The sequence below is a fragment of the Paenibacillus sp. FSL R10-2736 genome (genome assembly GCF_038000245.1).
In the GTDB taxonomy this organism is placed as follows: Bacteria; Bacillota; Bacilli; order Paenibacillales; family Paenibacillaceae; genus Paenibacillus_AQ; species Paenibacillus_AQ phytohabitans.
This window is the reverse complement of the sequence record NZ_JBBOBN010000001.1, coordinates 3,724,434-3,750,747: the sequence shown is the minus strand read 5'-3', so window position 1 is coordinate 3,750,747 and position 26,314 is coordinate 3,724,434. Positions and strand designations below refer to the sequence as shown.

The window sequence follows — 26,314 nt, the reverse complement described above, 5'->3', positions numbered from 1 at the left end:
CGTATGAGTAGTCCAGTTATCGGATCGACAAGAAATGCACCGCCCTTTCGCTATGACATTGTCGGAAGCTTCCTGCGGCCAGAGGAGCTCAAAGCTGCGCGCAGCCTGCATGCCCAAGGTACCATGACCGCCGGGGAACTGCGTGAGGTGGAGAACATAGAGATTGCCAAGCTGCTCCAGCAGCAGAAATCCCTGGGGCTGCATGCCGTAACCGATGGCGAGTTCCGCCGCTCCTGGTGGCATCTTGATTTCTTCTTCGGGGTACAGGGGACGCAGAAGATCACGCTCGGGCCGGCCGGCAGCTCCAAGGAACCGGTGAACCGGGCCGAGAGCTTCAAGATTACCGGTAAAATCGCATTCGGCGACCATCCTATGGTGGCAGATTTCAGCAGTTTGCAGCAGATGGCCGGAGACACGCTTGCCAAAATGACCATTCCCTCACCGGCGCTGTTTCATTTCGTGCAGGATTATAACGGAAACGAGGTCTACTCGGATTCCGCAACGCTGTATGGAGATATCATCCGGGTGTACCGGGATGCGATACAGGCCTTCTATGATGCCGGCTGCCGGTATCTGCAGCTGGATGATACCACGTGGGGCACACTTTGCAGCGGCAAACACCGGGCGCATCTGCGCAGCAGAGGCGTCGATCCCGACCAACTGGCGAAGGACTATGTCCGGCTGATTAATGAGAGCATCGCTGCGCGCCCTGCGGATATGACGATTGCGCTGCATGTGTGCAGAGGTAATCTCCGCTCGACTTGGTTTGCTGCCGGGGGGTACGGGCCAGTTGCCGAAGAGCTGTTCGCTGGCGCCGAAGTGGACGCGTTCTTCCTGGAGTATGACAATGAACGTTCCGGTGATTTCGAACCGCTGCGCTTTATTCGTAACCAATTTGTTGTGCTGGGGCTGGTGACCACCAAGCATGGCGGCCTGGAGAACAAAGAGCAGCTCAAAGCCCGGATCGCCGAAGCATCACAATACGTGGATATTAATCAGCTTTGTCTCAGCACCCAATGCGGCTTCGCCTCCTCCGAGGAAGGGAATATCCTGACCGAAGAAGAGCAGTGGGACAAGCTGCGGCTGGTGATTGAGACGGCGGATGAGGTTTGGGTGTAGAAGGTATATGCTGCATAGAGAGCGGGGGTGTACGAAGGAGTGACCTGTTCTCTTTTTTGAGGGGAGATATAAGATATATGCTTCGCCAGGACCTGATGGGATGGGGGGGTGACCACCACCTTGGGCCAAGCACCACGCGCCGGGATGAGGACCCGGAATTAGTTGGATTTAATCCACTTGCTGATGAACAAATGGTCCCTGTCAAGGTAGCAGTTGGAAAAACAACACTTAAATGATCATCTTTCACCCAGAGCAGCAAAAACCAATAGTATTAGATGTCATTTATCCACTTGCTTTCACTAATACTTCAGAAATGGGGAAATTAAGATACGTTTTTCCACTTGCTTATCGTGCGAGGCGGTACCCTAACAGCTTCCACACCGGCATCTCCCATGGGGGGGCTGTTCCCGGTTAATGCTTTGTTATTGACAGAATCCTCCCTCCCGCAGTACACTTGCAAATAATTACTTACATACACACAAGCGATGAAGAGAAGAGTAGGCAGGCGGCAGCGTTCACAGAGAGCTCCAGAGTGGTGAAAGGGGGCAGCGAAGCGTCTGATCTGAAAAAAGTCTCTGAGCTGCATACGGAATTGGGCATGGCGCCCAAGGATGCTATGCCGGGATCTCCCGTTACAGAGATAGGGTATAAGCGTAATGGCCGTACCCGAAGAGGCGGGCCTGGCAACATGTCCGCGAACAGAGGTGGTACCACGAAGCTTATTCAAGCTCTCGTCCTCAAGATAACAATCTTGAGGGCGGGAGCTTTTTTGCGTTCCCGGGCGGCCGGGCTTCGTGCCAAGTCAAACAGGCTCCACATGAACTCCATACTAACAGTAGAGGTGATTTGCCAATGCATTGGGCAGAAAAAATTGCAGGCCAGTTAATAGAAAACCATCCGGAGCGGCAGACTTTTGTATGTGCATCGGGGATCAGTCCGTCCGGATCGGTCCATATCGGAAATTTCCGCGAGATTGTGACCACTTCGTTCGTAGCCAAAGCGCTGCGGCGGGCGGGGAAGGAGGTACGGTTCATTTTCTCGTGGGATGACTTTGACCGGTTCCGCAAGGTTCCGAAACATGTGGACCCCGCGTTCGGACAATACATAGGGCTGCCGTATTCGCAGGTTCCCTGTCCGGATGGCTGCCATACTTCGTACGCGGCACATTTCGAGGCGGAATTTGAGCAGGCGCTGCAGGCATTTGAGATCGAGCCTGAATTCATCTATCAGAGCCGGGAATACCAGTCACACCGCTATAATCCGGCAATCCTGCATGCCCTGCGCCACCGGGAAGAAATCTACGATATTCTGATGTCGTTCAAAACAGGCGAGAGCTCTGCGGAAGAGCGGGCAGCTTTTTATCCGGTGAACGTATACTGCGGACGGTGCGGAAAAGATGCGACAACGATTCACAGCTTCGATGACAGCGCAGAGACCGTGGTGTACAGCTGTAAGTGCGGTCATGCCGATACCATATGTGTTCCTGAGGCTGACAACCTGAAGCTGCACTGGAAAATCGACTGGCCGATGCGCTGGAACATGGAGCAGGTGGTGTTTGAGCCTGGAGGACGTGATCACTCCTCTGAAACCGGAAGCTATAATGTGGCCGCAGTAATCTCGGAGCGGATCTTCGGCAACCCACCGCCTATGTATGAGCCCTATGAATTTATCAGCATTAAAGGCAGTTACTCCAAAATGTCCAGCTCTTCCGGGCATAATTACACACCCGATGATCTGCTGAACATATATGCCCCGGAGAATATCCTGTTCCTGTTCGCCAAATACCAGCCGAATGCGGCTTTTCATATTGGATTGGATGAGGATGTGCTGCGCAATTATGCGGAGTTCGAGCGATATGCTGCTGCAGTTCATGCCGGAACATTAACGGGTGATCTTGCGGATGCGCTGGAGTTATCGTTGCTTAGCGGCTCTACCGGAACGTCCCCGAGCTTCAATCAGGTGTCCAGTCTGCTGCCATTAATCAACTTCGACCGGGAACTGCTCCGGGATATTCTCACCAAGAATGGGGAGAAGGCAGATGAGCATCAGCTGCTGCTGACGGCGGACCGGGCGGAGCACTGGATCAGAAACTGGATGCCGCACAAGCTGATTACGGTCAATTCTTCGCCGAACTTAGCCTATTATCATTCACTGGACGCGGCAGAACTGAAATGGCTGCGCACCCTCTGCAGTCTGCTAAGAAACTGTGAGCTGGACGAAATGCAGAGAATGACCCAGATCTACGCCATCTGTCATCATGAGGACAAAAAAACGATGCGGACTCAGCAAAAAAGGCTGTTCACCATTATCTATCAGCTAGTTCTGAGTGCGGATGAAGGCCCGCGTCTGCCGATGCTTATTCAGGCTGCGGGGACGGACCGGATGCTGTCTTTACTGGATTTATGAATGGAGCCGGACGGCCCTTTACGGGATATATCGAACAGAGGTATAATATACAGGACTGTTTTTAATCAAATGTTGGAAAGCGAGCGGTAACGATATGGGTCGTAAGTGGAATAATATTAAGGAAAAGAAAGCATCCAAGGATGCCAATACAAGTAAGGTCTACGCCAAGTTCGGTGTAGAAATCTATGTTGTCGCTAAGAAGGGTGAACCTGATCCGGAATCCAACCGTGCACTGAAGGTGGTTCTGGAACGCGCCAAAACTTACAATGTGCCGAAGGCGATTATCGACCGTGCACTTGAAAAGGCAAAAGGCAGCGGCGACGAAAACTACGTGGAGCTGCGTTATGAAGGCTTCGGTCCAAGCGGTTCGATGATCGTGGTCGATGCGCTGACGAATAACGTTAACCGTACAGCTCCGCTGGTACGCTCCACCTTCAGCAAGAATGGCGGCAATATGGGTGTCAGCGGTTCGGTAACGTATATGTTCGATCCGACAGCTGTAATCGGTGTAGAGGGCAAAACTGCGGATGAAGTGATGGAGCTGCTGATTGAAGCAGACCTGGATGTCCGTGATGTGCTGGAAGAGGATGAAGCAGTGATCGTGTATGCCGAACCCGACCAGTTCCACGCTGTACAGGAAGCTTTCCGCGGAGCAGGCATTACGGAATTCACCGTAGCCGAGCTGACTCTGCTTCCACAGAATTATGTGGCCCTGCCTGAAGATGCACAGGCGCAGTTCGAGAAGCTGATTGACGCTCTCGAAGAACTGGACGATGTGCAGCAGGTCTACCACAACGTAGATTCGGAAGAATAGAATAAGCTGCTTTGCTAAGCGGACAAGCCTATTTCGGCCTTGTCCGCTTTTTTACTTCTGCCATGCTGTGTGTATATTCTGTACCGATCTTTGCCAAAATAAACCGAACCGAGTAGCACACTACTTAGAGGAGGCAATACAGTGGAAGATTACACAGAACCTGATAAGAATCTGGTCAATACCGTCAAGGAACTTGATCAAGACCCGGTCACCAGTCAGGAAGCGCAGCAGATGGAACAGAAGAAGAGCGATATCCGTAAGGAATCGCTGCGGGATGACAAAACGACCTATAAGAAAAACGAGCAGAATACGTATAAATGATTTGTTCCTGTTAATGTAGCAGGGGCCAAACGGGCGGTGAGGACAACCTCACCGCTTTTTGGCATTCAATGAAGAAGACAGTACCCTTTCCGTCTGACAAAGTACAGCCTGGTATGCTATAGTCGATTGTAAATATGCAAACTAGCGTTCTCTTTAATTGGTTGGCTGATCAAACAGGAGGAATTAATAAATGGAACCTTTCCGGTTGTTGAGTGTAGTCCATGTATTTCTGATCAAAGACGGGCAAATATTGCTGCTGAGGCGCTTGAACACAGGACATCATGACGGGGAATACGGTCTGCCTGCGGGCAAGCTGGATGGAGGAGAAGAGCTGCATTCCGCCGCCATCCGTGAAGTCCGGGAGGAATGTGGAGCTGTCATCGCACCCTCCGACCTTGATATGCTAGGCGCAATGCATATCCGGACTTCCGGAAATGAACGGATGGATTTCTTCTTCAGAGCGGAGCATTGGAGTGGTGAGATTAGCAATACCGAGCCGGATAAATGCGATGATTTACGCTGGTTCCCGCTGGATGATCTTCCGGAGAATATCATTCCTTTTGTACAGGAGGCCTGGAGCAAGTTCAGGGACGGTGTCTGGTTTGCTTCACATGGATGGGCGTGACAGGAGTAACCGTAGCCGAGCGCAATTTCACAAATCTATGGTGCATCCCGCCAAAATTGTGTATGCTGAATGAAGTTTACTGAAAACAAATGTAAAGTACATAGCAGGAGGATTTCCGCAGGATGGAAGATTGGACGATTGGCATGGTGGCAGTATTGGTGCTTTGCGGTTTTTTGGCCGGATTAATTGACTCTGTGGTAGGCGGGGGAGGACTGATTGCAATTCCTGCACTGCTGTCTGTAGGGATTCCGCTTCCTCTGCTCCTGGGCAGCAGCAAATTAGCCGGGTCAATGTGCTCGCTGACCAGTACGGCCTCTTTCGTGCGCTCCGGCAAAATCAATTTCAAGCTGGTCCGGACACTGATTCCGTTGTCCATTATAGGTGCGGTGGCCGGTACACTTACCGTCCGCCAGGTGCCATCAGAGTTTCTGAAGCCGCTGGTCATTGTGATGCTGGTAGTGATAACGGTCTATACTCTGTTCAAAAAAGCCTGGGGGGATGTATCCACCTTCTCCGGCAGCAATGGCAGAACGCGGCTGATCGGGATTACCGCTTCACTGGTCATAGGCTTCTACGATGGCTTCTTCGGACCGGGAACCGGATCTTTTCTGATCTTTGCTTTTCTGATGATGGGCTTCGAATTTGTTACGGCCGCCGGCAATGCCAAAATGCTGAATTTCGCCAGCAACATTACGAGTCTGCTTACGTTTATTGCCCTCGGCTCTGTCAGCTATACCCATGGGCTGATCCTGGGCATTCCGATGGTGATCGGAGCTATTGTGGGCTCCAGGATAGCCATCCGCAAAGGAGCGGCTTATATCCGCCCGCTATTCATAACAGTTACTGTTATATTGATCGGCAAGCAGATATGGGATACGATGCATTAAGTACATATAATGGAGTGGATGAGATGGAGATCAGAATCATACAGAAAGAAGAAGCATGGAAACTGAGGCATGAAGTGATGTGGCCCGAGCGTGAGCCGGATTACATCAAGCTGGCAGAGGATGAGCTGGGCGTGCATTACGGGCTGTATCTGGGAGAACAGCTGGTGTCAGTGTTATCCCTGTTCATTAATGGTTCGGAAGCGCAGTTCCGCAAATTTGCTACGCTGGAGCTGGAGCAGGGTCTGGGCTACGGCAGCAGACTGCTGCAGACCGTATTGAAAGAGGCAGAGCAGGCAGGCGTACAGCGGATCTATTGCAACGCAAGAACCTACAAAGCAGGCTTCTACAAGAAGTTTGGCATGCAGGCTACAGAAGATGTGTTCAGCAAAGGCGGCAAGGACTATGTCGTAATGGAAAGGTTCTTCACGCCCGCTGAAGACGGTAACGGAAAGGAGTCTAACCATGACTAAGAAGCTGTACTATGATTCGGCCTATTTGAATGAATGGAGTACAACTATAAGCGGAACCTTAGAACGTGAAGACGGGATTTATGTGACGCTTGCGGAGACAGCCTTCTATCCCCATGGGGGCGGACAGCCTTGTGATACAGGGTACATAGGTGAACTTCCAGTGCTGGATGTAGTGCTGGAAGATAATGAGGTGCTTCATAAGGTAGCGCAGCTTCCTGCGCATACAGAGGTTAACTGCAGAATCGACTGGAACCGGAGATTTGACCATATGCAGCAGCACAGCGGACAGCATCTGCTGTCGGCGGTCTTCCGTGATTTGTACCAGGCCATGACCCTTAGCTTCCATCTAGGAAGTGACTATGCCACGATTGACATCGGGCTGCCGGAGCTGTCTGCTGCGCAGATGGCGGAGGCTGAACAGGAGGTCAACCGGCAGATTTACCTGAACCGGAGCATTGTCAGCTACTTCGTAACAGCAGAAGAAATGGCCAGGCTGCCGCTTGTGAAGCTGCCTAAGGTGACAGAGGATATCCGGATTGTTGAGATAGAGGGTGTCGAACACAACGCCTGCGGGGGGACGCATGTAGCTTCAACAGGAGCCATCGGCATGATCAAGCTGCTGCGGTCTGAGAAGCAGAAGGGCAACACCCGGATTACCTTCAAATGCGGAAGCCGCGCACTGGATGAATTCAATGATAATGTACGTATTCTGGGGCAGCTGTCAGCCAGATTCAATACCGGTAAGGACGAAATTATCGACCGGATAGAGAAATGGGAGCATGAGCAGAAGCTGGTGCAGACTGAACTGGCTGCGCTTAAGGAACAGAATGATATCTATCTGGCCCGGGAGCTATTATCCGCCATGGAACCAGGCAGCCGGGTGATTACGCATATCTCCGACACCAGAACGCTGAAGGATTTGCAGAGTCTGGCTGTGAAGCTTACGGCGCTGACCGACCTTCCTGTTCTGCTGCTGAGCGCGGCGGATAATAAAACGGTGCTCGCCCACAGCGGTGCTGCTGATCTGTCCTGCGGTGCCTTCTTCAAAGCCCATCTCGGGGAGTACCAGGGCAAAGGCGGAGGCAGCGATAAGCTGGCCCAGGCCGGATTCCCCGCGTGGGAATCAGCCGTGGCCTTTTATGATTTTGCCAAAGGACTACTCTAATTTCAAGTAAAAAGGCCGCGGATCGCGGCCTTTGGTGTATTCGGAGAACGGCAATGCGGATTTAATGTTATAATCACCTCAGTGTGCGGATAGATGAATTCTGATGTTATGAACCAGAGGGGCGATAGGGTTGAGTGTAATACGTATGGAGAACGTGACTAAGAAATATGAGGATACATTGATCTTCAGAGATATCTATTTCCGCGTAAGCAAAGGTGAACGCATAGGTCTAATCGGACGCAATGGTGCAGGTAAATCAACGGTATTCAAGCTGATCATGGGACAAGAACAGCCTACGGCCGGGAACGTGGAGCTGGACCCGAAGGTTAAGATCAGTTACTTTTCCCAATTCTCGGAGCTATCCGGGTCCTTATCTGTTCAACAGGAGCTGGAACTGTGCTTCGGGCAGGTGACGCTTATCGAACAGGAGCTGCATCAGATCGGGGAACAGCTTGGGCAAGTAACGGATGATAACCAGATGAATACCCTGTTAGAACGGCAAGCGGAGCTTTTTGAACAGATGGATCATTTGGATGGCTGGAATGTCTCGGTGGAGATTAATACGGTGCTCACTAAACTGGGATTTGATGAGAGATCACGGCATCAGCCTGTAGAGGAGTTATCAGGAGGGTGGCGGAACCGCGCGGCACTGGCCAAGGTCTTAATTGAGGTGCCCGATGTCGTATTGCTCGATGAACCTACCAACTTTTTGGATATGGAAGGAATCGTATGGCTCGAGCAGTGGCTGCACCGTTTCACCGGGGCGATGCTTTTGGTCTCACATGACCGGCAGTTTATTGACAGGGTAGTTACACGGACCATAGAGATCGAGAATTATCATTTTCAGGAGTACGAAGGCAATTATACCGATTATGTTCAAAAAAAGAAGATGCGCAAAAAGGTACTCGACCGTCAGTTTGAATGGGAGGAAGAACTTCTGCTTATGGAGTCTGAAGCCATTGATACCCGGGGCCGTAAAAAGTCTCCCAAAGACCGCTTGTCGCGCAAGCTGACGGAGATCAAAAAGCGGGTGGAGCCGCATCCGGTGAATGTCCTGATTACCGATATATATAGCAATTTGCGTTTTCCGGACAAGCTTGCTGAAGTGAAGGGAATTGGCCAGACCTATGATGGCCGGACTATCTTCCAGAACATTAGCTTCGACATTCAAAAGGAAGACCGGATGGTCATAGTCGGCCCTAACGGAAGCGGGAAATCGACGCTAATCAAGGTGTTGACGGGTCAGGAGGAGCCGGATTCCGGGGTTGTGACTTGGGAGAGAGGTGTCAGTTACGCGTATTTCAATCGTATGTGGGACGAGCTTGATCCTAAAGATACAGTAAGTCATGCGGTTAATGTGTATGGTCTGGGACTCGATGCGCCGCGGAAAAAAGTGAACAAATTCCTGTCTATGCTGCAATTCTCGGAAATAGATCTGAGCAAAAGGATCGGACATCTGTCCGGCGGCCAGCAGGCCAGAGTAGCGTTAGCTAAGTGCCTTCTCTCCGGAGCTGCTGTGATCATCCTGGATGAGCCTACCAATCATCTGGACCTGACCAGTATTCAAGTGATGGAGCAGGCACTCATTCATTTTCCCGGAGCGGTAGTTACCGTCAGCCATGACCGGTTCTTTATTGATAAAATAGCGACGAAGATGCTTACCTTTGACCCGGAATCGGGGATCTCGGAGCAGGACGTTTAGGTAAGAAGTAATTAGAGAGCTATGGATCATTCCGTAGCTCTTTTTGTGCACGGACTTCTTTTGCAGCGACTTAAGGATTATTTAATATTTGCCCCGCTATACTCAGGACAGAGCTTGACGAAAGGAGAACAAACATCGTGTTCCTGAAAATACTTAAAAAAGATCTGCGGCGTAAAAAAGTGATGAACACCGTTCTATTGGTACTCATTATTCTGGCTTCAACGCTCGTAGCAAGCAGCTCCAGCCTGATGTATTCGACGTCCAGCGCCCTTACCAGCTTCATTAGCAAAAGTAAAGTGGCTGATCTTAATATCACACTGGCGGATACTCCCGAATATAACGGGGCGGTCCAGGACTGGGTTAAGAATGAGAAGAAAGTGGAGACGGCGTATACGGAGAAACAAATCAGTCTTTCACTGGAGCAAATCAAGATGCCAGAGGGGCGTACCAGCTTTTCCGGCAATACAAGTCTAGTACTGTCCGCCATCCCGGAACAGGTGAACCTGATTTTCGGCGCAGATAATGAGCCCTATACCCTTCAGCAAGGGGAGATTGGACTGCCTACGAACCTGATGCTGACTAGCGGCATCCAAACCGGAGACCGGATCAGCTTCCAGCTGGAAGGGATTTCGAGAACTTTTACCGTCAGCGGTTACTTCAAGGATGCATTTATGGGTTCGAATCTGCTGGGCCTCAAACGTCTGATAATCTCCACAGAAGACTTTAACGAAATTGAGAAGACACTGCCGGAGAATTCCCGCGTGAATTTATGGAGTTTCAACGCTGTTCCGGGTATCGAGCCTACTGAACTGTCCGGAGCATTTGCCGGTGCGGATCTGCCGATTAACTTCGAGGTCGACAAGTCGCTCGTTGCGATGTCCTATATGACGGACCGGATCATCTCCGCGATGATGTTTGCAATCAGCCTGTTCCTGATCTTCATTGCCTTTCTTACTCTGCGTTTCACGATTGTCTCCACATTGCAGGATGAGTACAAGGAGATCGGTGTCATGAAAGCGATTGGCTTCAGGAACCACGCGATCAAACAGCTCTATTTAACGAAATATATGGGGCTGTCCTTGCTTGGCGGCATCATCGGACTTGGAATCAGTCTTCCGCTTACAGGGCTGATGTCCGGCAGGACTTCGCAGTATATGATTCTGCCGGGCGGAAGTATCAGCATCATTATATCCGCGTGCAGCACTGTAGCCATTATAGGTTTCATTCTGCTGTTCTGTTTGCTCTGTATGCGCAAGATTAACAAGGCTTCCGCCATTGACGCCATCCGGCAAGGCCAGACAGGAGAACGCTTCAAGGCTTCCCGCAGAATTCATTTACATAAAAGCCGCTACCTGCACCCCGCATTCTTCCTGGCGCTGAGCGATGTGCTGAACCGGTTGAAGAGCTACACTTCACTCATCCTGACTCTTGTCCTGAGTACAGCGATCATCCTCATCCCGGTTAATCTGACCAATACGATCGTTACCCCTAAGTTTTTGGAGTATTTCGGCACAGTGGGGGCGGATTTCTATACCAAAACGGAAATGACTGAGAAGTCTGTGGATGAGATCCAGCGGGAAAAGGCGATACTCAGCCAGAGCTTCCGCGATAAAGGCTTCGATGTCTCCCTCACGGCCAACTATGCGCTCCTGATCAAATATATCTCAGATGACGGTCAGGATAACCGGCGCATCAACGCCCAGAAGAATGATCAGGATGAGTCCATTCCATATCTGGAGGGCACTGCCCCTATACTTAAGAATGAAATTGCCATAACGAGCATCATGTCCGAGAAGTACGGTAAGCAGGTAGGGGATACTATTGAGTTTGAAATGGATGGCAAGCAAAGCACTTTCATGATAAGCGGACTGTTCCAGAGTATCTCTAACGAAGGTTATGGGGTCTGGATTGCCCGGGATTACAACCCGCAGGTTGTATCAGCTTATCTGTTCTCAGGTAATATCAATGCCCCGGAGGAGCAAAAGGCGGAGATTATGAAAGGAATTCAGAGTCAGTTCAGCGGGCTTAACATCAAAACAGGTATGGAGATGCTGGGAGAGATCACTGGAGGTTTCATGGGCCAGCTGCGCAGCATTAATGCTCTGCTCACCGCGATCATCTGCATCATTACGTTCTTTATTACGAGCCTGTTCGTCAGGCTGATGATTACGAAGGAAGTGCACGGCATTGCGGTCATGAAAAGCATCGGCTTCACGAATTCAGCCATCCGGCTGTGGCAGGTACTGCGCATTCTGATTATCATGGCTGCCTCATTAATCCTTGGGGTGATCGCAGCGAATACCCTTGGAGGACGTCTGCTCGGCATCATCTTCCGGATATTCGGTCTGACGAAGCTGGACCTCGTCATCATTCCGCTTCAGGTCTATGTCTTCTATCCGCTCCTGATGCTTGCTGTCGTCATGCTGGCGGTATACACCAGCTGCGGACAAATCAGGCGCGTGCAGATCTGGAATATGAATAAAGAATGAGTGAGTATTAGCGAACTGCAAACAACTACCCAAGGAGGAATACAGAAATGGCAGCCGTACTGGAAGTAACCAATCTATGCAAAACCTATATTGTAAACAAAGGACAGAATAATGTCCTGCGGAATATTAATCTTACGCTTCATGAAGGAGAGTTCGTGTCCGTAATGGGACCGTCCGGATCGGGCAAATCAACGCTGCTCTATACTGTCAGCGGGATGGACCGGCTCACGGCAGGGGAAGTGGTGTTTGACGGGCAGAGCCTCTCACAGCTCTCCGAGAAAGAGATGGCCGAGCTGCGCCTGCATAAGATGGGGTTCATCTTTCAGCAGATGCATATGCTGAGCAATCTGTCCGTTTATGATAATATCATTCTATCGGGCTATCAGGCGCTATCCGGCAAAGGAAGCGGGCGCAGCCGCAGCGATGTCAATCAGTACGCCGATGCTCTAATGCGGAAGCTGAATATAATTGAAACTGCGGCACATGACATTACAGAGGTATCCGGGGGACAGCTGCAGCGGGCCTGTATATGCCGGGCGCTGATTAATGAGCCGGCGATGCTGTTTGCCGATGAGCCGACAGGTGCGCTCAACTCAAAAGCAGCCCAGGAAGTAATGAATGAGCTGTGCCGGATCAACCGTGAGGGAACAACCGTTATGATTGTAACCCATGATGTGAAGGTCGCCGCACAGAGCGATAAGGTATTATATATGGTGGATGGAAATATTCAGGGCGAGCATGTCCTGGGCAAATATTCACCGCAGCAGGGTTCGAGGGAACGTGAGCGCAGCCTGACGGGCTGGCTGATGGAGATGGGCTGGTAACAGGCAGCAGGAGGAGAGACCGTGGCGGATATTCTGATCATTGAAGACAATGCGGAGCTGGCGGAGGTGATTAAGGATTTTTTGCAGGTGGAGGGATATTCTGTATTCATTGCAGCCTCCGGAGAAGAGGGACTGGCATATCTGGAAGTGCATGCGGTCAAGCTGCTGCTGCTCGATATTATGCTGCCGGAGCTTGACGGCTTCGCCGTCTGCAGACTCGCCAGAGAGAAGTTCAATCTGCCGATTCTGATTATGAGTGCACGCCATGGGGATGACAATAAGATTATCGGTCTGGAGCTGGGTGCAGATGATTATCTGGAGAAGCCTTTTTCGGTCAACCTGCTGACAGCCAAGGTCAAAGCCCATCTGCGGCGCAGCTATGATATGAACGATGATAAGCAGCTGCTGGCCGATGGCGACCTTACAGTTAACCGGACCTCGATGATGGTATATAGAGGCGGGCAGCAGCTCGGGATGACGGCCAAGGAATATGAGCTGCTGGTGCTGCTGATGAATAACAAGGGAAAGGCTCTGCGCAAAGAGTGGCTGTTCCAGCAGGTATGGGGAGCAGACAGCTTCAGTGAGCCTTCGACGCTGACGGTACATATGAATAAGCTGCGGGACAAAATCGAACTGAACCCCAAAGAGCCGAAGCGGATTGTAACCGTCTGGGGGGTAGGGTACAAATATGAAGGCATTTAACCGGCTGATTCTCTGGACTGTGCTCACCGGGTTAGCCCTAATCACCATTCTGAATGGATATGTCTCCTGCCGCGATAGTGCCAAGCCCGGCAAAGCTTACCGGGTGGAGATCAACCGGATCATTGAGCAGGTGCAGCGCGGGGTGCCGCCGGAGGAGATTATATTTACTCCGGGAGATTATACATACGTTAACGGATTAAGCTGGATAGATCAGGGGGCGGAAGCACAGGCTGTTGAGCGGTTTTTTGCCGGAATAGGTGTAGCGGATTCATACGAATTCACGGTCAAACCTGTCTATCTGGAGCAGCAGCTGACAGGGTATTTAAGGTTCTCATACCGTTTGCCCGGTGCGGATCACAGCGTATTCCTAATCCTGAATGTGTTCCTGCTGGCGGCGCTTGGGGCGGTGACTGCACTGCTGTTCTATATCCGTAAGCAGATCCTCCAGCCGTTTCACACCTTGCAGGAGTTGCCTTACGAGTTATCCAGAGGCCAGTTGAATACAGGGATGAAGGAGCACCGCAGCCGGTTCTTCGGCCGGTTCGTATGGGGGCTGGACCTGCTGCGGCAGACACTGGATGTCCAGAAGCAGACCAATCTCCGCCTGGAAAAAGACCGCCAGACGCTGGTCGCCTCCCTGTCACATGAGCTCAAAACACCGGTCGCCGCAATCAGGCTGTACGCCAGTGCCCTAGACGGCAGCCTCTATGACAGCGAAGAGAAACGCCAAGCGGCCGCCAGGCTGATCGGCCAGAAAGCGGAGCAGATGGAGCAGCTGATCGGGGATATTATCACGGCCTCGGTCTCCTCCCTGCAGGAGATGGAGGTCGTGCCGGGAGAGTTCTATATCAATGAGTTGATCCGGAAGGTTGTCCCGGATCATAAAGAACGGCTGGAGCTGCTGAAGATAGAGCTGAAGGTGGGGCCTTATCAGGATAAGCTGCTGCTGGGTGATCTGGACAGGCTGTTTGAAGTGCTTAATAATCTTATCGAGAATGCGATAAAATACGGCGATGGCGGTACGGTCAGCATGACCTTCCGGGAAGAGGAGTACCGCCAGCTCATCGTCATTGAGAATTCAGGCGAACCGCTATTGCTGGGCGAGCTGGCCCATATCTTCACCAGCTTCTGGCGCGGCTCCAACGCGGACGGGAAGCCGGGCAACGGTCTCGGCCTATTCATCTGCAAGCAGCTGCTGGTGAAGATGGGCGGCGACATCTTCGCGGAGCCTCTGGAGCATGGGATGCGGTTTGTGGTGGTGCTGCGGTACTGAGGTATGTGCCTCATATTAGCCTTGTTTCGTTGACAATCTTAAAGGAAGCTGACAAAAAAACTCAAACCTAGGTTTGAGTTTTTTTGTCAGTAGGGAGACTGGGATTTCGAATAAATACTGGTGTTAACGGCAGTACTCAACCTATAATATGATTACTGGGATTTTATGCAATCTTGAACCCATCTACTTTTAATAACAAAGGGTGAAATTAGGATTGAAAACGATTTTTAAGTGGCTCAATCATATTAAGTTTTGGCCAATTAAGCTCCTTCCATTGATAATGACAACAGCTTTCATTTATTTCGGGCTACTGGTTTTAAGGGTTTCTGGAGCAGCGTTATTCGGCAGGGATTATGCAGGTTATGACAGGCAACTGATTATATTTGTTTATTCTTTTATTGGATTATTTATGGTGTGGGGTTACTTACGGGTACTCTGGTCTTCTGGCCCATGGAGTGATAACCCGCTAACCAAAAGAAAATTGCTTCGCATTAATGGCGTAGCGCTAGCGATTTTATTGGATCATATAATGAATGATCATAATTCTGGTTTGAACAAACCGTTGTTTTCCATTTTATATGATGTGACTTACATTTTTGCTGGATTGTCACTAGTGAGGTTGGAAATTTCTTTTCTGCTATTCTCAATCCTTAAGTATGAGCAGGCCGATAGATTACGCAGGCTTGCCTACCGGATGGAATTCTTAAAAAGCATTATTGCGGATAATAAAGGTACAGGCGCTGGTACAGATAACGATAAAACTCAGAAACCCGGTTTCAACACGGAAGGTTCACTCGGAAAGGAAGGAAAGGATAAACTTAATCGTGAAGAATTTGCCAAGCATGTTGCCCAAACCATTGAAAAACATATAAGTACTGCTAATGAAGGGGCATTGACGATTGGATTATATGGTCCTTGGGGTTCAGGGAAGTCCTCAATTTTTGACATGATGGAAAGGGTGTTTGTCAGTAAAGAGGACAAGCCGGTTATCGTCCGATTTCAGCCCTGGTTCTTTGGGAAAGATTATATGAACCTAATTCCCGAATTTTTGAATAAACTCATAGATTCCATTAAAGAGCATTCCCCAGATTATGATGCCGGGCTAATTCATGATCTGAAAACATACAGGAAATTCCTGACTCCGATAAGCCTGAGACCTCCCGGACTGATCATTAACCTTAAGGATTTTCCAACAAATACAGTATTCAGTAAAGATTATCAAGATGCTGAAGAGTTGCGTGAACATATTGTAAACCGGCTGAAGAAGGCCAAAATCAAACTTGTTGTTTTTATTGATGATTTGGACCGGCTGGATAATAAAGAAATTCAAATGGTATTCAAGTTAGTGCGTATGATTGCAGATTTCCCCAAGACTACCTATGTTATTGCACTAGATGAGGAGATTGTCAGCAATTCGCTGGCACAGCTCTATTCCAAGGATTTCTCGAAAAATGTTGGGAAAGAGTATTTAGAAAAATTCATTCAAGTTCCGTTATACATTCCAGCCTGTGATCCTGTGCTCTTGGCTAAGCTTGGTTGGGAGATGATAAAGCCGATATTGGTGGCAGAAGAAATTGAGATTAACCAGAGACAGATCAGTGAAATTCTAACAGAACTGAAAGTCTCTCCGCGCAATTTGCAGCGCCTGACTAATTTGTTACAGCTATTTCTGCCATTACTTAAGAAAGATGTATTTCCACTTGATCTGATTAGATTATTAACCATCAAAGTTAGTAAACCGAATTTATTCGATTTTATTGTGGAGCATGGTGATTTCTTTCTCGGTAAAACTGAAGATGAAGAAACGCAGTCAGTATTACGTAAGGAATTAAAGAAAGATTATGCTCAATATCTGTTCGTGATAAAGAAGCTTTTCCCTTTAATGGATACCAATCAGAGAGATGAGAAATGGAAGCTGCAAAAACGGATAGGCGATCCTGAGTACTTCTGGACCTATTTCATGTATTCAGTGCCGCAAAATAAATTGTCTGAGAATGATATGGATAATTTCTACTCTGCGTTGGAATCAGAAAATTCTAAGGCTAAAGCTGAAGAACAGCAGAACTATCTGGTTCGAAAGACATCACGAGAAGTGTTTTACCGGAAGCTGGAAGAGAAAATCGCTTCGTCTAATGAGAACAGAAATTTGATGCTCCTTATATATTTGACTACTAAATTCAACGCGGAATATGATAAGGAGAAATCTTATACATATAGTATTGAAGGTAAAACGATAACTTCCCTGTTCTCTCATTTATACAATAGTCCTTGGAGAACATCTGCCATCAACATTATATTCGCAAACAATGCTACCAATCTCGCTCTGACGGGGATAGTCTATGCTCAAATAACCAGCGAAGAAGAGCTTAAGAAAGATATTCAAAACTATTTATCGACCTGCTTTTCTTATTCACTGTTAATGGGGCATCATGAAGATGACATAAGAAGAATATATCATGCTTGGTCGGAAACTGCGGAGGAAGATGTAAAACAAAATATACTAAAAAATTGGTCTAGTCAATATGGAATCGAAGCTATAATAAGATTTCTTATGACAGATGTTCCATACGAAGATATGCTACTATTAGAATCTTACATAAATGTACTGAAGTACGTACCATTACACACAATTGAAAAGGGTTTAACAGGTTTAGAACATATTAAATCAGTTTCCAATATGATTGATGAGTTCAATATGGGTGGGAATCGTTATTTGATAATCCTCAGCTATATGCATAATACGATGTATGATTTTGTTCTCAATACGTTGAAGTTGATAGAGGAAAAAGACGGACTGTTAACATTTGAATTTTCACAAAAAGCTACAAGCTTATGTGAGTTGGGCAATTCGGAGCATATCGAAGAGATTATCCGTTTGCAAAACAAGTTATTATTTAATGATATTCACCAGGATTTTGCATAGATACTAAAACTGAACCGGCTGCTTGCCATAGGGGCAAACCATAATCCATACTTAAATCATTATTAAAAGACCTGACTGGCAGCCATTAGCCGGATCAGGTCTTTTAATATGCGGGTCTTATAGAGCGGCTTATTCAGCCTCAGACAGTCACGCCATCAACAATACAGAAGAAGCTTTGATGATAGCCGTAACAGGGGAGCCTTCAAAAGTGAATTTCCATTATTGTCGACAAATATCATAGTAGAGTATTATTGTAAACGGAAACATGGAGTGTATTGGAGGTTTAATGCGATGATTGAGCTGAAGGTAGTGGATTATCCTGCGGCTGAAGTTTTTTTTGCCGATAAGAAGCAGCATATTCCCGCATTGTCAGTCTTGCAGGGGAATTATCCCGGACGGGTATTTGCCGATGATGCAGCTGCACCATCCCTTGCCGTGGTATGGGCTACGGGGAGATGGATGTATGCTGCCGGAGATATCAGTACAGAGCTGAACAGGATGAAACTGACAGCATTTTTGCAGACCCAAGTGATTCCGGATTGCCGGCGGCGGCAAAAGAATTGGTTCGAGATATACACGGATGATTGTGATGCATGGACGGCATTATTTAAGCCCGGATATGCCGGACTGCAAGTATATAGACATATGGAATCGGTATATGAGTTCAATAGTGCGAGGTTCAACCCGCCTGGGAGCAAGGTTACGGAAGACGCTTCAGGCAGCGGTGTGACCGTTGACTACAGGCAATTTCCTGTTCTGAAGGAGCATGAAGATGATATGTCTGACATACATAACCGCGTCAGCAGCCCGACAACCACCGGAGCTGTGGTGAAGGTAGAGGGTCAGGCAGTCTCTGTCTGTAAGCATAACGGCTTCACCGTTAACAACAGATATTTCATTGATGTGGATACATACTCAGAAACTGAGCGCGGCAAAGGATACGCAAAGCTAGCCGCACGGTCACTGATTAGTTATTACCTGGACAGAGGCCAGCTTCCGTTGTGGGAAACCACACATGAGAATACCGCGTCACACAGGCTGGCATTGAAGCTGGGATTCGAGCCTGTGGAGAGCTATCCGGTGTTTGCTTTTGTCATGGAGAGCCTAGAGCTTATACTTCAGTCACCGGGGTAATATACAACATATACAATATAATCCAGTGACAGGAGGAGAGTATTATGAGAACTTTTGGCAGAGGGATGTTGTATTCCATTATCGTGGTAGTCATTTCGAGAAATGAGGACCGTTCTACCGGATAGAGCTATAATGTTGTACCGGGATTTAGTGAAAGACTGTGCTCCGTTATAATGGAGGCGGTCTTTTTTATTGTAAGCAATTCTATGTTGCATTTGGGTAAGAAAGCCAGTGTTGTACGGAGCGGACTGAGAGGACCCTATTTCCTGAAAAAACTACCTTTTGAGGATGAAGCGGACTGAGATTCCGTTATCTGGTTAAATCGTGCCCGAAATGAACAGTATTGAGTAATATAAGCGATTCTGAGTCCGATTAGTCTGAGATTAAGTATGGGGCGGTATAGCTATACAGAGACTGGACCTTCTCGCGCAAACCATTCATAATAATAAGGTCAGTTGTTAACGGTTCCATAGGGTTCATTACATTAACTACACTCATAAACGGAGGTCTTTCGATGAAATACCGCAAGCTGGGAAATACAGGTTTGTCAGTAAGTGAAGTCAGCTTTGGCACTTGGGCAATCGGCGGAGACTGGGGCAGCAGCAGGGATGAAGACGGGCTTAAGGGCTTACAGCTGGCTATGGAGCAGGGCGTTAATTTCTTTGATACTGCCGATGTATACGGCTCCGGGCATGCGGAAGAGCTGCTGGCCAAGGCAACCAAAGGCAAGCAGGATGAGATACATATTGCTACGAAATTCTGCCGTGCCGGTGATATTCATGATCCGGAGAATTACTCTGCGCGCAGAATAAGCGAATATTGTGAACAGAGCCTGCGGCGGCTGGAGAGGGAAGCAATTGATCTGTATCAGGTCCACTGTCCGCCGATTGAAATCCTCAGAGACGGCAGTGTCTTCGGGGCCCTTGACCAATTGAAGGCCGAAGGTAAAATCCGCCACTACGGCGTAAGTGTCGAAACCATCGAGGAAGGGCTGCTATGCCTGGAATATCCGGGAGTAGAGGCGCTTCAGGTGATCTTCAATCTGTTCCGCCAGCAGCCGGCGCTGGAGTTATTACCGCGTGCGGCTGCCCGCGGCGCAGGGATCTTGGTGCGTCTGCCGCTGGCCAGCGGTCTGCTGACCGGCAAGTTCAAGGAGACCAGTACCTTCCAGGAGAACGACCACCGCAGCTTCAACGCGAACGGCGAGCAATTCAACGTTGGTGAGACCTTCGCCGGACTTCCGTTTGTTACCGGAGTGGAACTGGCCCGCAAGCTGGAGTGGATTGCTGAAGGACGCGGCAATATGGCCAGAGCGTCCATGCGCTGGATTCTGGACCATCCCGCCGTCAGCTGTGTGATTCCGGGCTTCAAGAATGAAGCTCAGGTAGCGGATAATCTCGCTACACTTGAAGCTCCTTCCTATAGTTCAACTGAAATGGAGCGCCTGAGCGCATTTTATCAGTCCGAGGTTGTTCCGCATATCCGTGGAGGAGTGTAGCAGCACCTTATGAACAATATAACCGTCGGACTGCTTGCACATGTAGATGCCGGCAAGACGACCTTCGCTGAGCAGCTGCTCTACCATACCGAAACGATCCGCAGCCTGGGCCGGGTGGATCATCAGGATACCTTCATGGATACCCACGAGATTGAAAAAGCGCGCGGAATCACTGTTTTTGCCGATCAGGCGGAATTTGTATATAAGGATTCGCGATATTTCCTGCTGGATACCCCGGGCCATGTTGATTTCTCTCCAGAGATGGAGCGCTGTCTGCAGGTGCTGGATTATGCAGTGGTCATTCTGAGCGCGGTGGAGGGTGTAGAGAGTCATACGGAAACCGTATGGCAGCTGCTGCGCCAGCATAACATTCCCACCCTGTTCTTCATTAACAAAACCGACCGTGCCGGTGCGGACCCGCAGCGTGTACTCGAAGAGATCCGGCAGCAGCTCAGCGGCAATGCCTTCCTGCTGCCGCAGCTTACGGGGGAGGCGTTGACTGATGAGCTGAGGGCATTTATAGCGGAGCGTGATGACGCGCTGCTGGAAATGTATCTGGAAGGAGCTCTGCCTGACAACGTCTGCCGCAGTGCACTGCCTGACATGTTGAAACGGGGCGACATCTTTCCTTGTATGCAGGGCTCCGCATTGCTTGATCAAGGGGTGGACGGGTTCCTGGAGGTTCTGAACGCGTTAACCTTCACGGAGTACGATCATGAGCAGCCTTTTGCGGGGAGAGTCTACAAGATCCGCCATGATGACAAAGGCACCCGCATCACCTACATCAAGGCTCTACAGGGAGTTCTGAAGAATAGGGACAGCTTAATGTACGGACATGGACCGGAACGTGTATCGGCGCGGGTTACCGGAATCCGTAAATATAACGGCACCAAATATATTTCCGCCGATTGGGCTGCCGCAGGGGAACTGTTCGCGGTTGTAGGGCTTACTGAAGCCCTGCCCGGTGAGGGCGTTGGTGAACTGACGGACTCACAGGAAAGCGGCCTGATTCCTACGCTGAAATCCAAAGTCCTTTTTGAGCCGCCGGTACACCTGAAAGAACTGATGAATGCCTTTGGACAGCTGGGCGCGGAAGATCCTTCGCTCAATGTTAGCTGGGATGAAGAGCTGCAGGAGCTGCATATTCATGTGATGGGCGGAATTCAGCTGGAGATTCTGGAGCAGATCATGGCTGAACGGTTCCGGATCCGGATTGCTTTTGGGCCGCCTGAAATTCTCTACAAGGAGACGATCACTGGCACCGTCTACGGCTACGGACATTTCGAACCGCTTGGCCACTACGCTGAGGTTCATCTGAAGCTGGAGGCGGGGGATTGCGGCAGCGGTATTACTTTTATCAACAGCTGTCACCCGGATGATCTGGCCGTGGGCTATCAGCATCAGATTGAGCAGCATTTGCTGGAGAGCGGCCATCACGGCCTGCTGACCGGGTCACCGCTGACTGACCTCAAGATCACCCTGCTTAGCGGCAGAGCGCATAATAAGCATACGAGCGGCGGAGATTTCCGTGAAGCGGCTTACCGTGCCTTACGCCAGGGACTGGAGCAGGCCGGAAATCTGCTGCTGGAGCCAGTCTATGACCTGAAGCTCCGGATAGATTCAGACTACGTGGGCAAAGTAATGAGTGATATCCAGCAGGCCAGCGGGAGCTTCTACCCTCCTGAGATTACGGAGTCCAAGGCTGTCATTACCGGTACGGTTCCAGTGGCAAGCTTCATGAATTATGGGGTGAGACTGGCTTCCATGACCCAGGGCAAGGGTTCGCTGTCGCTTAGAGTCGCCGGTTATCAGCCGTGCCATCAGACCGAAACAGTAATTCAGCAGCGGAATTATAATAAAAATGCCGATCCGGCTTACTCCTCGACCTCGATCTTCTGCGCCAAAGGCCAGGCGTATCCGGTCCCCTGGGATGAAGCGGAGCAGCATATGCATATTAAAGTACGATGAAGAAAGGTGCAGACGGACAATGACTGAAGTAATTGATAAGATTGCCTGGATATATATCGTGGATGGCAAGGTGCTTGGCGCGCGTTCCAAAGGAAAGGACACCTATTATTTCCCCGGAGGCAAACGGGAGTCTGGTGAGAGTGATGCACAGACATTGATCCGGGAGATCGAAGAGGAATTATCTGTTCAGATCATACCGGAGACTATTGCAGAATTCGGAAGCTTTGAAGCTCCCGCGCATGGCAAAGCAGAAGGCGTTTCCGTCCGGATGACCTGTCTGACGGCTGAGTTCACGGGTGAACTGAGCCCGGCTTCCGAAATCGAGGAATTGGCCTGGTTAACCTATGAGGATAAGGACCGTGTGTCAGCTGTCAGTATGATGATTATGGACAAGCTGCGGGAAATGAAGCTGCTCTCCTAAACCATACAGCTATAAGCCCGTTTCGAGCCGGAAATCCGGTTTGGAATGGGCTTTTTATCGCTTTACCGGCTGCTTTCGGGCAGCCGTCCGCAGACACTTTTACAATTCAGGACATATGTCCTTCCCGAATCCGGCAAACTGGCTTTTAATTAAAGCAGACAGTATATAGAGGAGAGAGACAGATGAAGGGGATAATTTTCGCATTTATAGGCGGGGCCTGCATTACGCTGCAAGGGGTAGCGAATGCAAGAATCAGCCAGGATATTGGTACGTGGCAGGCAGCGACGATCACGCAGTTCACCGGGTTCCTGATGGCGCTGGTCATTGCGCTGATCGTACGGGACGGGAAGAAACACGGCTTCCGTAAGGTTAATCCGTTGTATCTGATCGGCGGCGGATTTGCCGCATTCGTTATTTTCAGTGAGGTTACGGCGATTCAGAGCATTGGTGTCACCTTAACCATCTCCGCTTTGCTGATTGCCCAGCTGTGCCTGACTTTTGTCATCGACATCAAGGGCTGGTTCGGGGTAGCCAAGCAGAAGATGAAGCTGCCACAGTTTATCGGGATCGGGATGATGATCCTTGGTGTGGTCGTGCTGAAGTTCTGATGATTAGGTCAAGCGGAGGTGAACCTGAGCGATGAAGGAAATTCAAGATCCCGGTCGGCTGCAGGCATATCTGCAGAAGCACCAGCTCGATCATATTTTCACAGAGCCGCTTAAACCGCTCTTGTCGCTGCTAAGCTACGATCCGGGGGAGCATATTTGTTCCAAAGGAGACCCTTCAAGCACACTCTATGTGCTGGTCAAAGGGAAGCTTAAGATTTACACGACCTCGGCAGAGGGCAGAACACTAATCATCTCATTCAAAACACCGCTGGAGCTTATCGGCGATGTTGAATATATTCAGGGTACGGAAATGCTCAATACGGTAGAGGCGGTATCACCGGTTCACATGATTGCGGTGCCGTACCGCTGGCTGAATAAATATGCGAAGGATCATCCGCCGCTGCTGCATTTTATGCTGGAGATCATCACTCAGAAGTTCTACCGGAAGTCCAGCTTCCTCAGTCTTAATCTGATGCATCCGGTGGTTGTGCGGCTGGCCAGCTACCTGCTGTCCATCTCCTACGACGAATCGGATCCGCAATTTACCGGCCAGCTGAATACGATTAATCTGGTGGATACCGCGAATTTCATCGGCACCAGCTACAGGCATTTGAACAGAGTGATCCGGAAGTTCTGCCAGGAAGGGCTGACCGAGCGCAGCTCCGGGGCAATTATCGTCAAGGACAGGGAAGGGCTCTCAGCTCTGGCCAGCCGCAATATTTACGAATAAACCCAGGCAATAAGGCAACACAAATCAGCATATAAGGGAGCAACAGATATGTTAGCAGGAATATTACTCGCGCTGATCGCGGGTGCACTGGTTAGTCTACAGAATATTTTCAATGCCAAGGTCAATGAGCATACAGGCTCCTGGACAACCACCACACTGGTGCTGGGCATGGGATTCGCAGCTTCACTGATTATGGGGCTGATTATGGAAGGGAAGAACATGTTCACGCTGCAGCATATGCAGCCCTGGTACTGGTTCAGCGGTATGATCGGTGTGGGTGTCGTCATCTGTCTGGTCCAGGCCACCCGAATTCTAGGCGCAACTTATGCCATCTCCATTGTCCTGACTGCTCAGCTCGGCTTCGCCTTACTCTGGGATTCCCTGGGCTGGCTGGGGCTGGAGAAGGTTCCATTCTCGTTCAACCAGCTGATCGGTGTGCTCATTATCGTTGGAGGGATTCTGGTGTTCAAATTAGGCGGCAAAAGCGATTCTAAAGACTCCGCCGGAGCCATCGAGCGCCGCAGTGCGCTGCATACGGATTAAATTAAATGTGAGGCGCGCACCCGTTCAAAAACGGACTGCGTGCTTTTTTTTCAACAGATAAGAATTTATTTGCTGCACACTAGCTGAAAAGATGCTGTCCTTATAGGGACGGGTAAGCCGCCGTTTCAGGAGAGATGCGGATAAGTGGAGGGCTTGCTAAGAACGGGTGCTGGTGGGGCTGAAGATACTGGTGGAACTGGTGGAGTTGGTGGTGCTGGTGGAACTGGTAATGCTGGTGTGTTGGAGGTGCTGGAACTGAAGCTGGCGATGGTGATGTTCGAATAAGTGAAGAAGCGGACTGATATTCCTCTATTTCATGTAAAAAGCTTCTATTGGTGCGTACGTGGACTGAGATTCCGTTATCCTGTACATTCGGACATAAAATAAGCGTGTTTCGGACACTTAACGGAATCTGAGTCCGCGTGTCATGCGATTTCGCCATAATTGCTGAAATAACGGAATCTCAGTCCTCGACATTAGCGAATGATTCGTGTAGAACCCCGGTATGCTCCCGCAGAAAAAGTGCCTGATTGCCGGTACTCCCGCAAAGCAAAGCAACACCATGCTGCAGCCCGGCGCTTAAGCGCGCGCAAATAGCAGACCGCAATACGGTCTGCCGCCCCTATATACGCCTGCAAAGCAGGCTACACCTGCCCGAGAGAGGCTGCTGTGCTGCCTTGCATGGCGCTTTTCCATTTCGCATACGTGTTCCACGCCTGGCCGTTGTCCAGCAGATGCTTGCAGGTATAGACGCCTTCCTCAATAGAGTTGACCCTGCCGGCGGCATGGAGCCTGGCTGCACCATTCAGCAGTGTCTGATTGTAGAACGCCAGATGTCCGCCGCCCTGCAGCACTTCCTCGGCGGTACGCAGCTGTCTTTCGGCTGTCCAGTCGACCTCCGGAACGGGTACTTCCAGTCCTAGCGACTCCGGATCAATGATATCCAGCTCCGCCGCTCCATCCTGAATGCGGTATACGCGGTTCGGCCGGTCGATATACAGATCCTCCGAGCCTTCCACGCCTTGAACAACCAGTCCCCGCTGATAGCCGAGCTTCACAATCAGCCGGGAGATGCGGTCGAATACCGTATTATGAAAAATGCCGAAGACGATATAAGGTGAACAGGAATAATCAATCAGCTTCTCGGCTGTGTTGAAAATCGTGCGCAGCCCAATGTCTTCACGCAGGCCGCGCAGAGCACCCAGCGGCGGGCACCACTGCTCCGCTTTCGCAAACAGCACACCGCTGGCCTCCGCCGCCTCAATGGCGGCACTGCGGCTCAGACCGGCAATATCAATTCCGGATGCATGAATGATATCCTGCAGCGTAATTCCCCACTTCGGAGGCAAGCCTGCGGAGCCATGCAGGGTAACCGGCAGACCGGCGGCAGACAGCAGAAAGGCAGTAGGGAACGTGGCGATGAAGGAATGCACCCTGCCGTCATAGGGTCCGGCACAATCGATCCCCTGTTGGACAGGTTCCCTTGAGGCATATTTGCGGCAGACCGCAACGAAGGCTTCCAGCTCTTCCAGGCTCTCCAGCTTCATACGTTCGGCGATCAGGAAAGCGCCAATCTGCACCGGAGAAGCAGTCTGTCCGAGAATGGCTTCCGCCGCATATTCCGCTTCCCTGTAGTTTAAATCCTTGGCACCGCGTTTGCCGCGGGCCACTTCTTTCAGAATATTAATCATA

Annotated in this window: 23 protein-coding genes; 22 read left to right on the top strand and 1 reads right to left on the bottom strand. The window is 50.0% G+C overall.

All coding sequences use genetic code 11. The annotated features are described in order from the left end of the window. Positions 1 to 3: 3 nt before the first annotated feature. From NSQ73_RS16155 to NSQ73_RS16050, 22 genes are all read left to right on the top strand, one after another. Positions 4 to 1,119 (top strand): 5-methyltetrahydropteroyltriglutamate--homocysteine S-methyltransferase, encoded by a 1,116-nt coding sequence (locus NSQ73_RS16155; RefSeq protein WP_340987268.1) that lies wholly within the window; start codon positions 4 to 6, stop codon positions 1,117 to 1,119. 852 nt (positions 1,120 to 1,971) lie between these two features. After that, positions 1,972 to 3,525, top strand: a complete 1,554-nt coding sequence (lysS, locus tag NSQ73_RS16150) for a lysine--tRNA ligase (protein WP_340987266.1) — start codon at positions 1,972 to 1,974, stop codon at positions 3,523 to 3,525. Between the two features lie 94 nt (positions 3,526 to 3,619). Continuing rightward, complete coding sequence (locus NSQ73_RS16145; protein ID WP_039291545.1) at positions 3,620 to 4,339, top strand: YebC/PmpR family DNA-binding transcriptional regulator; 720 nt, start codon at positions 3,620 to 3,622, stop codon at positions 4,337 to 4,339. 141 nt (positions 4,340 to 4,480) lie between these two features. Next, positions 4,481 to 4,660 (top strand): hypothetical protein, encoded by a 180-nt coding sequence (locus NSQ73_RS16140; RefSeq protein WP_340987265.1) that lies wholly within the window; start codon positions 4,481 to 4,483, stop codon positions 4,658 to 4,660. Between the two features lie 190 nt (positions 4,661 to 4,850). Then, entirely contained in the window at positions 4,851 to 5,285 is a 435-nt protein-coding gene (locus NSQ73_RS16135; RefSeq protein ID WP_340987264.1) for an NUDIX hydrolase, read from the top strand. A 122-nt stretch (positions 5,286 to 5,407) separates the two neighbouring features. Next, the gene (locus tag NSQ73_RS16130; RefSeq protein WP_340987263.1) at positions 5,408 to 6,172 is read left to right on the top strand and encodes a TSUP family transporter; all 765 of its coding nucleotides are present in this window, start codon (positions 5,408 to 5,410) and stop codon (positions 6,170 to 6,172) included. Between the two features lie 23 nt (positions 6,173 to 6,195). After that, positions 6,196 to 6,642, top strand: a complete 447-nt coding sequence (locus tag NSQ73_RS16125) for a GNAT family N-acetyltransferase (protein WP_340987262.1) — start codon at positions 6,196 to 6,198, stop codon at positions 6,640 to 6,642. Continuing rightward, positions 6,635 to 7,807 (top strand): alanyl-tRNA editing protein, encoded by a 1,173-nt coding sequence (locus tag NSQ73_RS16120; RefSeq protein ID WP_340987261.1) that lies wholly within the window; start codon positions 6,635 to 6,637, stop codon positions 7,805 to 7,807. Before NSQ73_RS16125 ends, NSQ73_RS16120 begins: the two co-directional genes overlap by 8 nt. A 130-nt stretch (positions 7,808 to 7,937) precedes the next feature. Beyond that, the gene (locus NSQ73_RS16115) at positions 7,938 to 9,509 is read left to right on the top strand and encodes an ABC-F family ATP-binding cassette domain-containing protein (RefSeq protein WP_340987260.1); all 1,572 of its coding nucleotides are present in this window, start codon (positions 7,938 to 7,940) and stop codon (positions 9,507 to 9,509) included. Between the two features lie 137 nt (positions 9,510 to 9,646). Beyond that, positions 9,647 to 11,998 (top strand): ABC transporter permease, encoded by a 2,352-nt coding sequence (locus NSQ73_RS16110; protein WP_340987259.1) that lies wholly within the window; start codon positions 9,647 to 9,649, stop codon positions 11,996 to 11,998. 47 nt (positions 11,999 to 12,045) lie between these two features. Further along, entirely contained in the window at positions 12,046 to 12,822 is a 777-nt protein-coding gene (locus NSQ73_RS16105) for an ABC transporter ATP-binding protein (protein ID WP_340987258.1), read from the top strand. 21 nt (positions 12,823 to 12,843) lie between these two features. After that, positions 12,844 to 13,524: a response regulator transcription factor gene (locus tag NSQ73_RS16100; RefSeq protein ID WP_340987257.1), complete on the top strand. Its 681-nt coding sequence runs from the start codon at positions 12,844 to 12,846 to the stop codon at positions 13,522 to 13,524. Beyond that, positions 13,511 to 14,797 carry a sensor histidine kinase gene (locus tag NSQ73_RS16095; RefSeq protein ID WP_340987256.1) on the top strand — a complete coding sequence of 429 codons (1,287 nt, stop codon included), beginning with the start codon at positions 13,511 to 13,513 and terminating at the stop codon, positions 14,795 to 14,797. The genes NSQ73_RS16100 and NSQ73_RS16095 overlap by 14 nt, the downstream gene beginning before the upstream one ends. A gap of 214 nt (positions 14,798 to 15,011) precedes the next feature. Further along, positions 15,012 to 17,720: a KAP family P-loop NTPase fold protein gene (locus tag NSQ73_RS16090; RefSeq protein WP_340987255.1), complete on the top strand. Its 2,709-nt coding sequence runs from the start codon at positions 15,012 to 15,014 to the stop codon at positions 17,718 to 17,720. A 291-nt stretch (positions 17,721 to 18,011) separates the two neighbouring features. Beyond that, a complete protein-coding gene (locus tag NSQ73_RS16085) occupies positions 18,012 to 18,854 on the top strand; it encodes a GNAT family N-acetyltransferase (RefSeq protein ID WP_340987254.1) in 843 nt (280 codons plus the stop codon). Positions 18,855 to 19,368: 514 nt separating this feature from the next. Next, positions 19,369 to 20,352, top strand: coding sequence for an aldo/keto reductase (locus NSQ73_RS16080; protein ID WP_340987253.1), 984 nt, complete (start codon positions 19,369 to 19,371; stop codon positions 20,350 to 20,352). Between the two features lie 9 nt (positions 20,353 to 20,361). Further along, positions 20,362 to 22,320, top strand: coding sequence for a translation factor GTPase family protein (locus NSQ73_RS16075; RefSeq protein WP_340987252.1), 1,959 nt, complete (start codon positions 20,362 to 20,364; stop codon positions 22,318 to 22,320). A 19-nt stretch (positions 22,321 to 22,339) separates the two neighbouring features. After that, positions 22,340 to 22,741, top strand: a complete 402-nt coding sequence (locus NSQ73_RS16070; protein WP_340987251.1) for an NUDIX hydrolase — start codon at positions 22,340 to 22,342, stop codon at positions 22,739 to 22,741. Between the two features lie 182 nt (positions 22,742 to 22,923). Further along, the gene (locus tag NSQ73_RS16065) at positions 22,924 to 23,349 is read left to right on the top strand and encodes a DMT family transporter (protein WP_039291582.1); all 426 of its coding nucleotides are present in this window, start codon (positions 22,924 to 22,926) and stop codon (positions 23,347 to 23,349) included. Between the two features lie 31 nt (positions 23,350 to 23,380). After that, positions 23,381 to 24,079, top strand: a complete 699-nt coding sequence (locus NSQ73_RS16060; RefSeq protein ID WP_340987250.1) for a Crp/Fnr family transcriptional regulator — start codon at positions 23,381 to 23,383, stop codon at positions 24,077 to 24,079. Between the two features lie 48 nt (positions 24,080 to 24,127). Further along, a complete protein-coding gene (locus NSQ73_RS16055; RefSeq protein ID WP_042137149.1) occupies positions 24,128 to 24,622 on the top strand; it encodes a DMT family transporter in 495 nt (164 codons plus the stop codon). A 144-nt stretch (positions 24,623 to 24,766) separates the two neighbouring features. Beyond that, the gene (locus NSQ73_RS16050) at positions 24,767 to 24,907 is read left to right on the top strand and encodes a hypothetical protein (RefSeq protein ID WP_340987249.1); all 141 of its coding nucleotides are present in this window, start codon (positions 24,767 to 24,769) and stop codon (positions 24,905 to 24,907) included. Between the two features lie 359 nt (positions 24,908 to 25,266). Here NSQ73_RS16050 and NSQ73_RS16045 read toward each other — a convergent pair whose 3' ends face one another. After that, a complete protein-coding gene (locus NSQ73_RS16045; RefSeq protein WP_340987248.1) occupies positions 25,267 to 26,313 on the bottom strand; it encodes an anthranilate phosphoribosyltransferase in 1,047 nt (348 codons plus the stop codon). Between the last annotated feature and the right edge of the window lies 1 nt (position 26,314).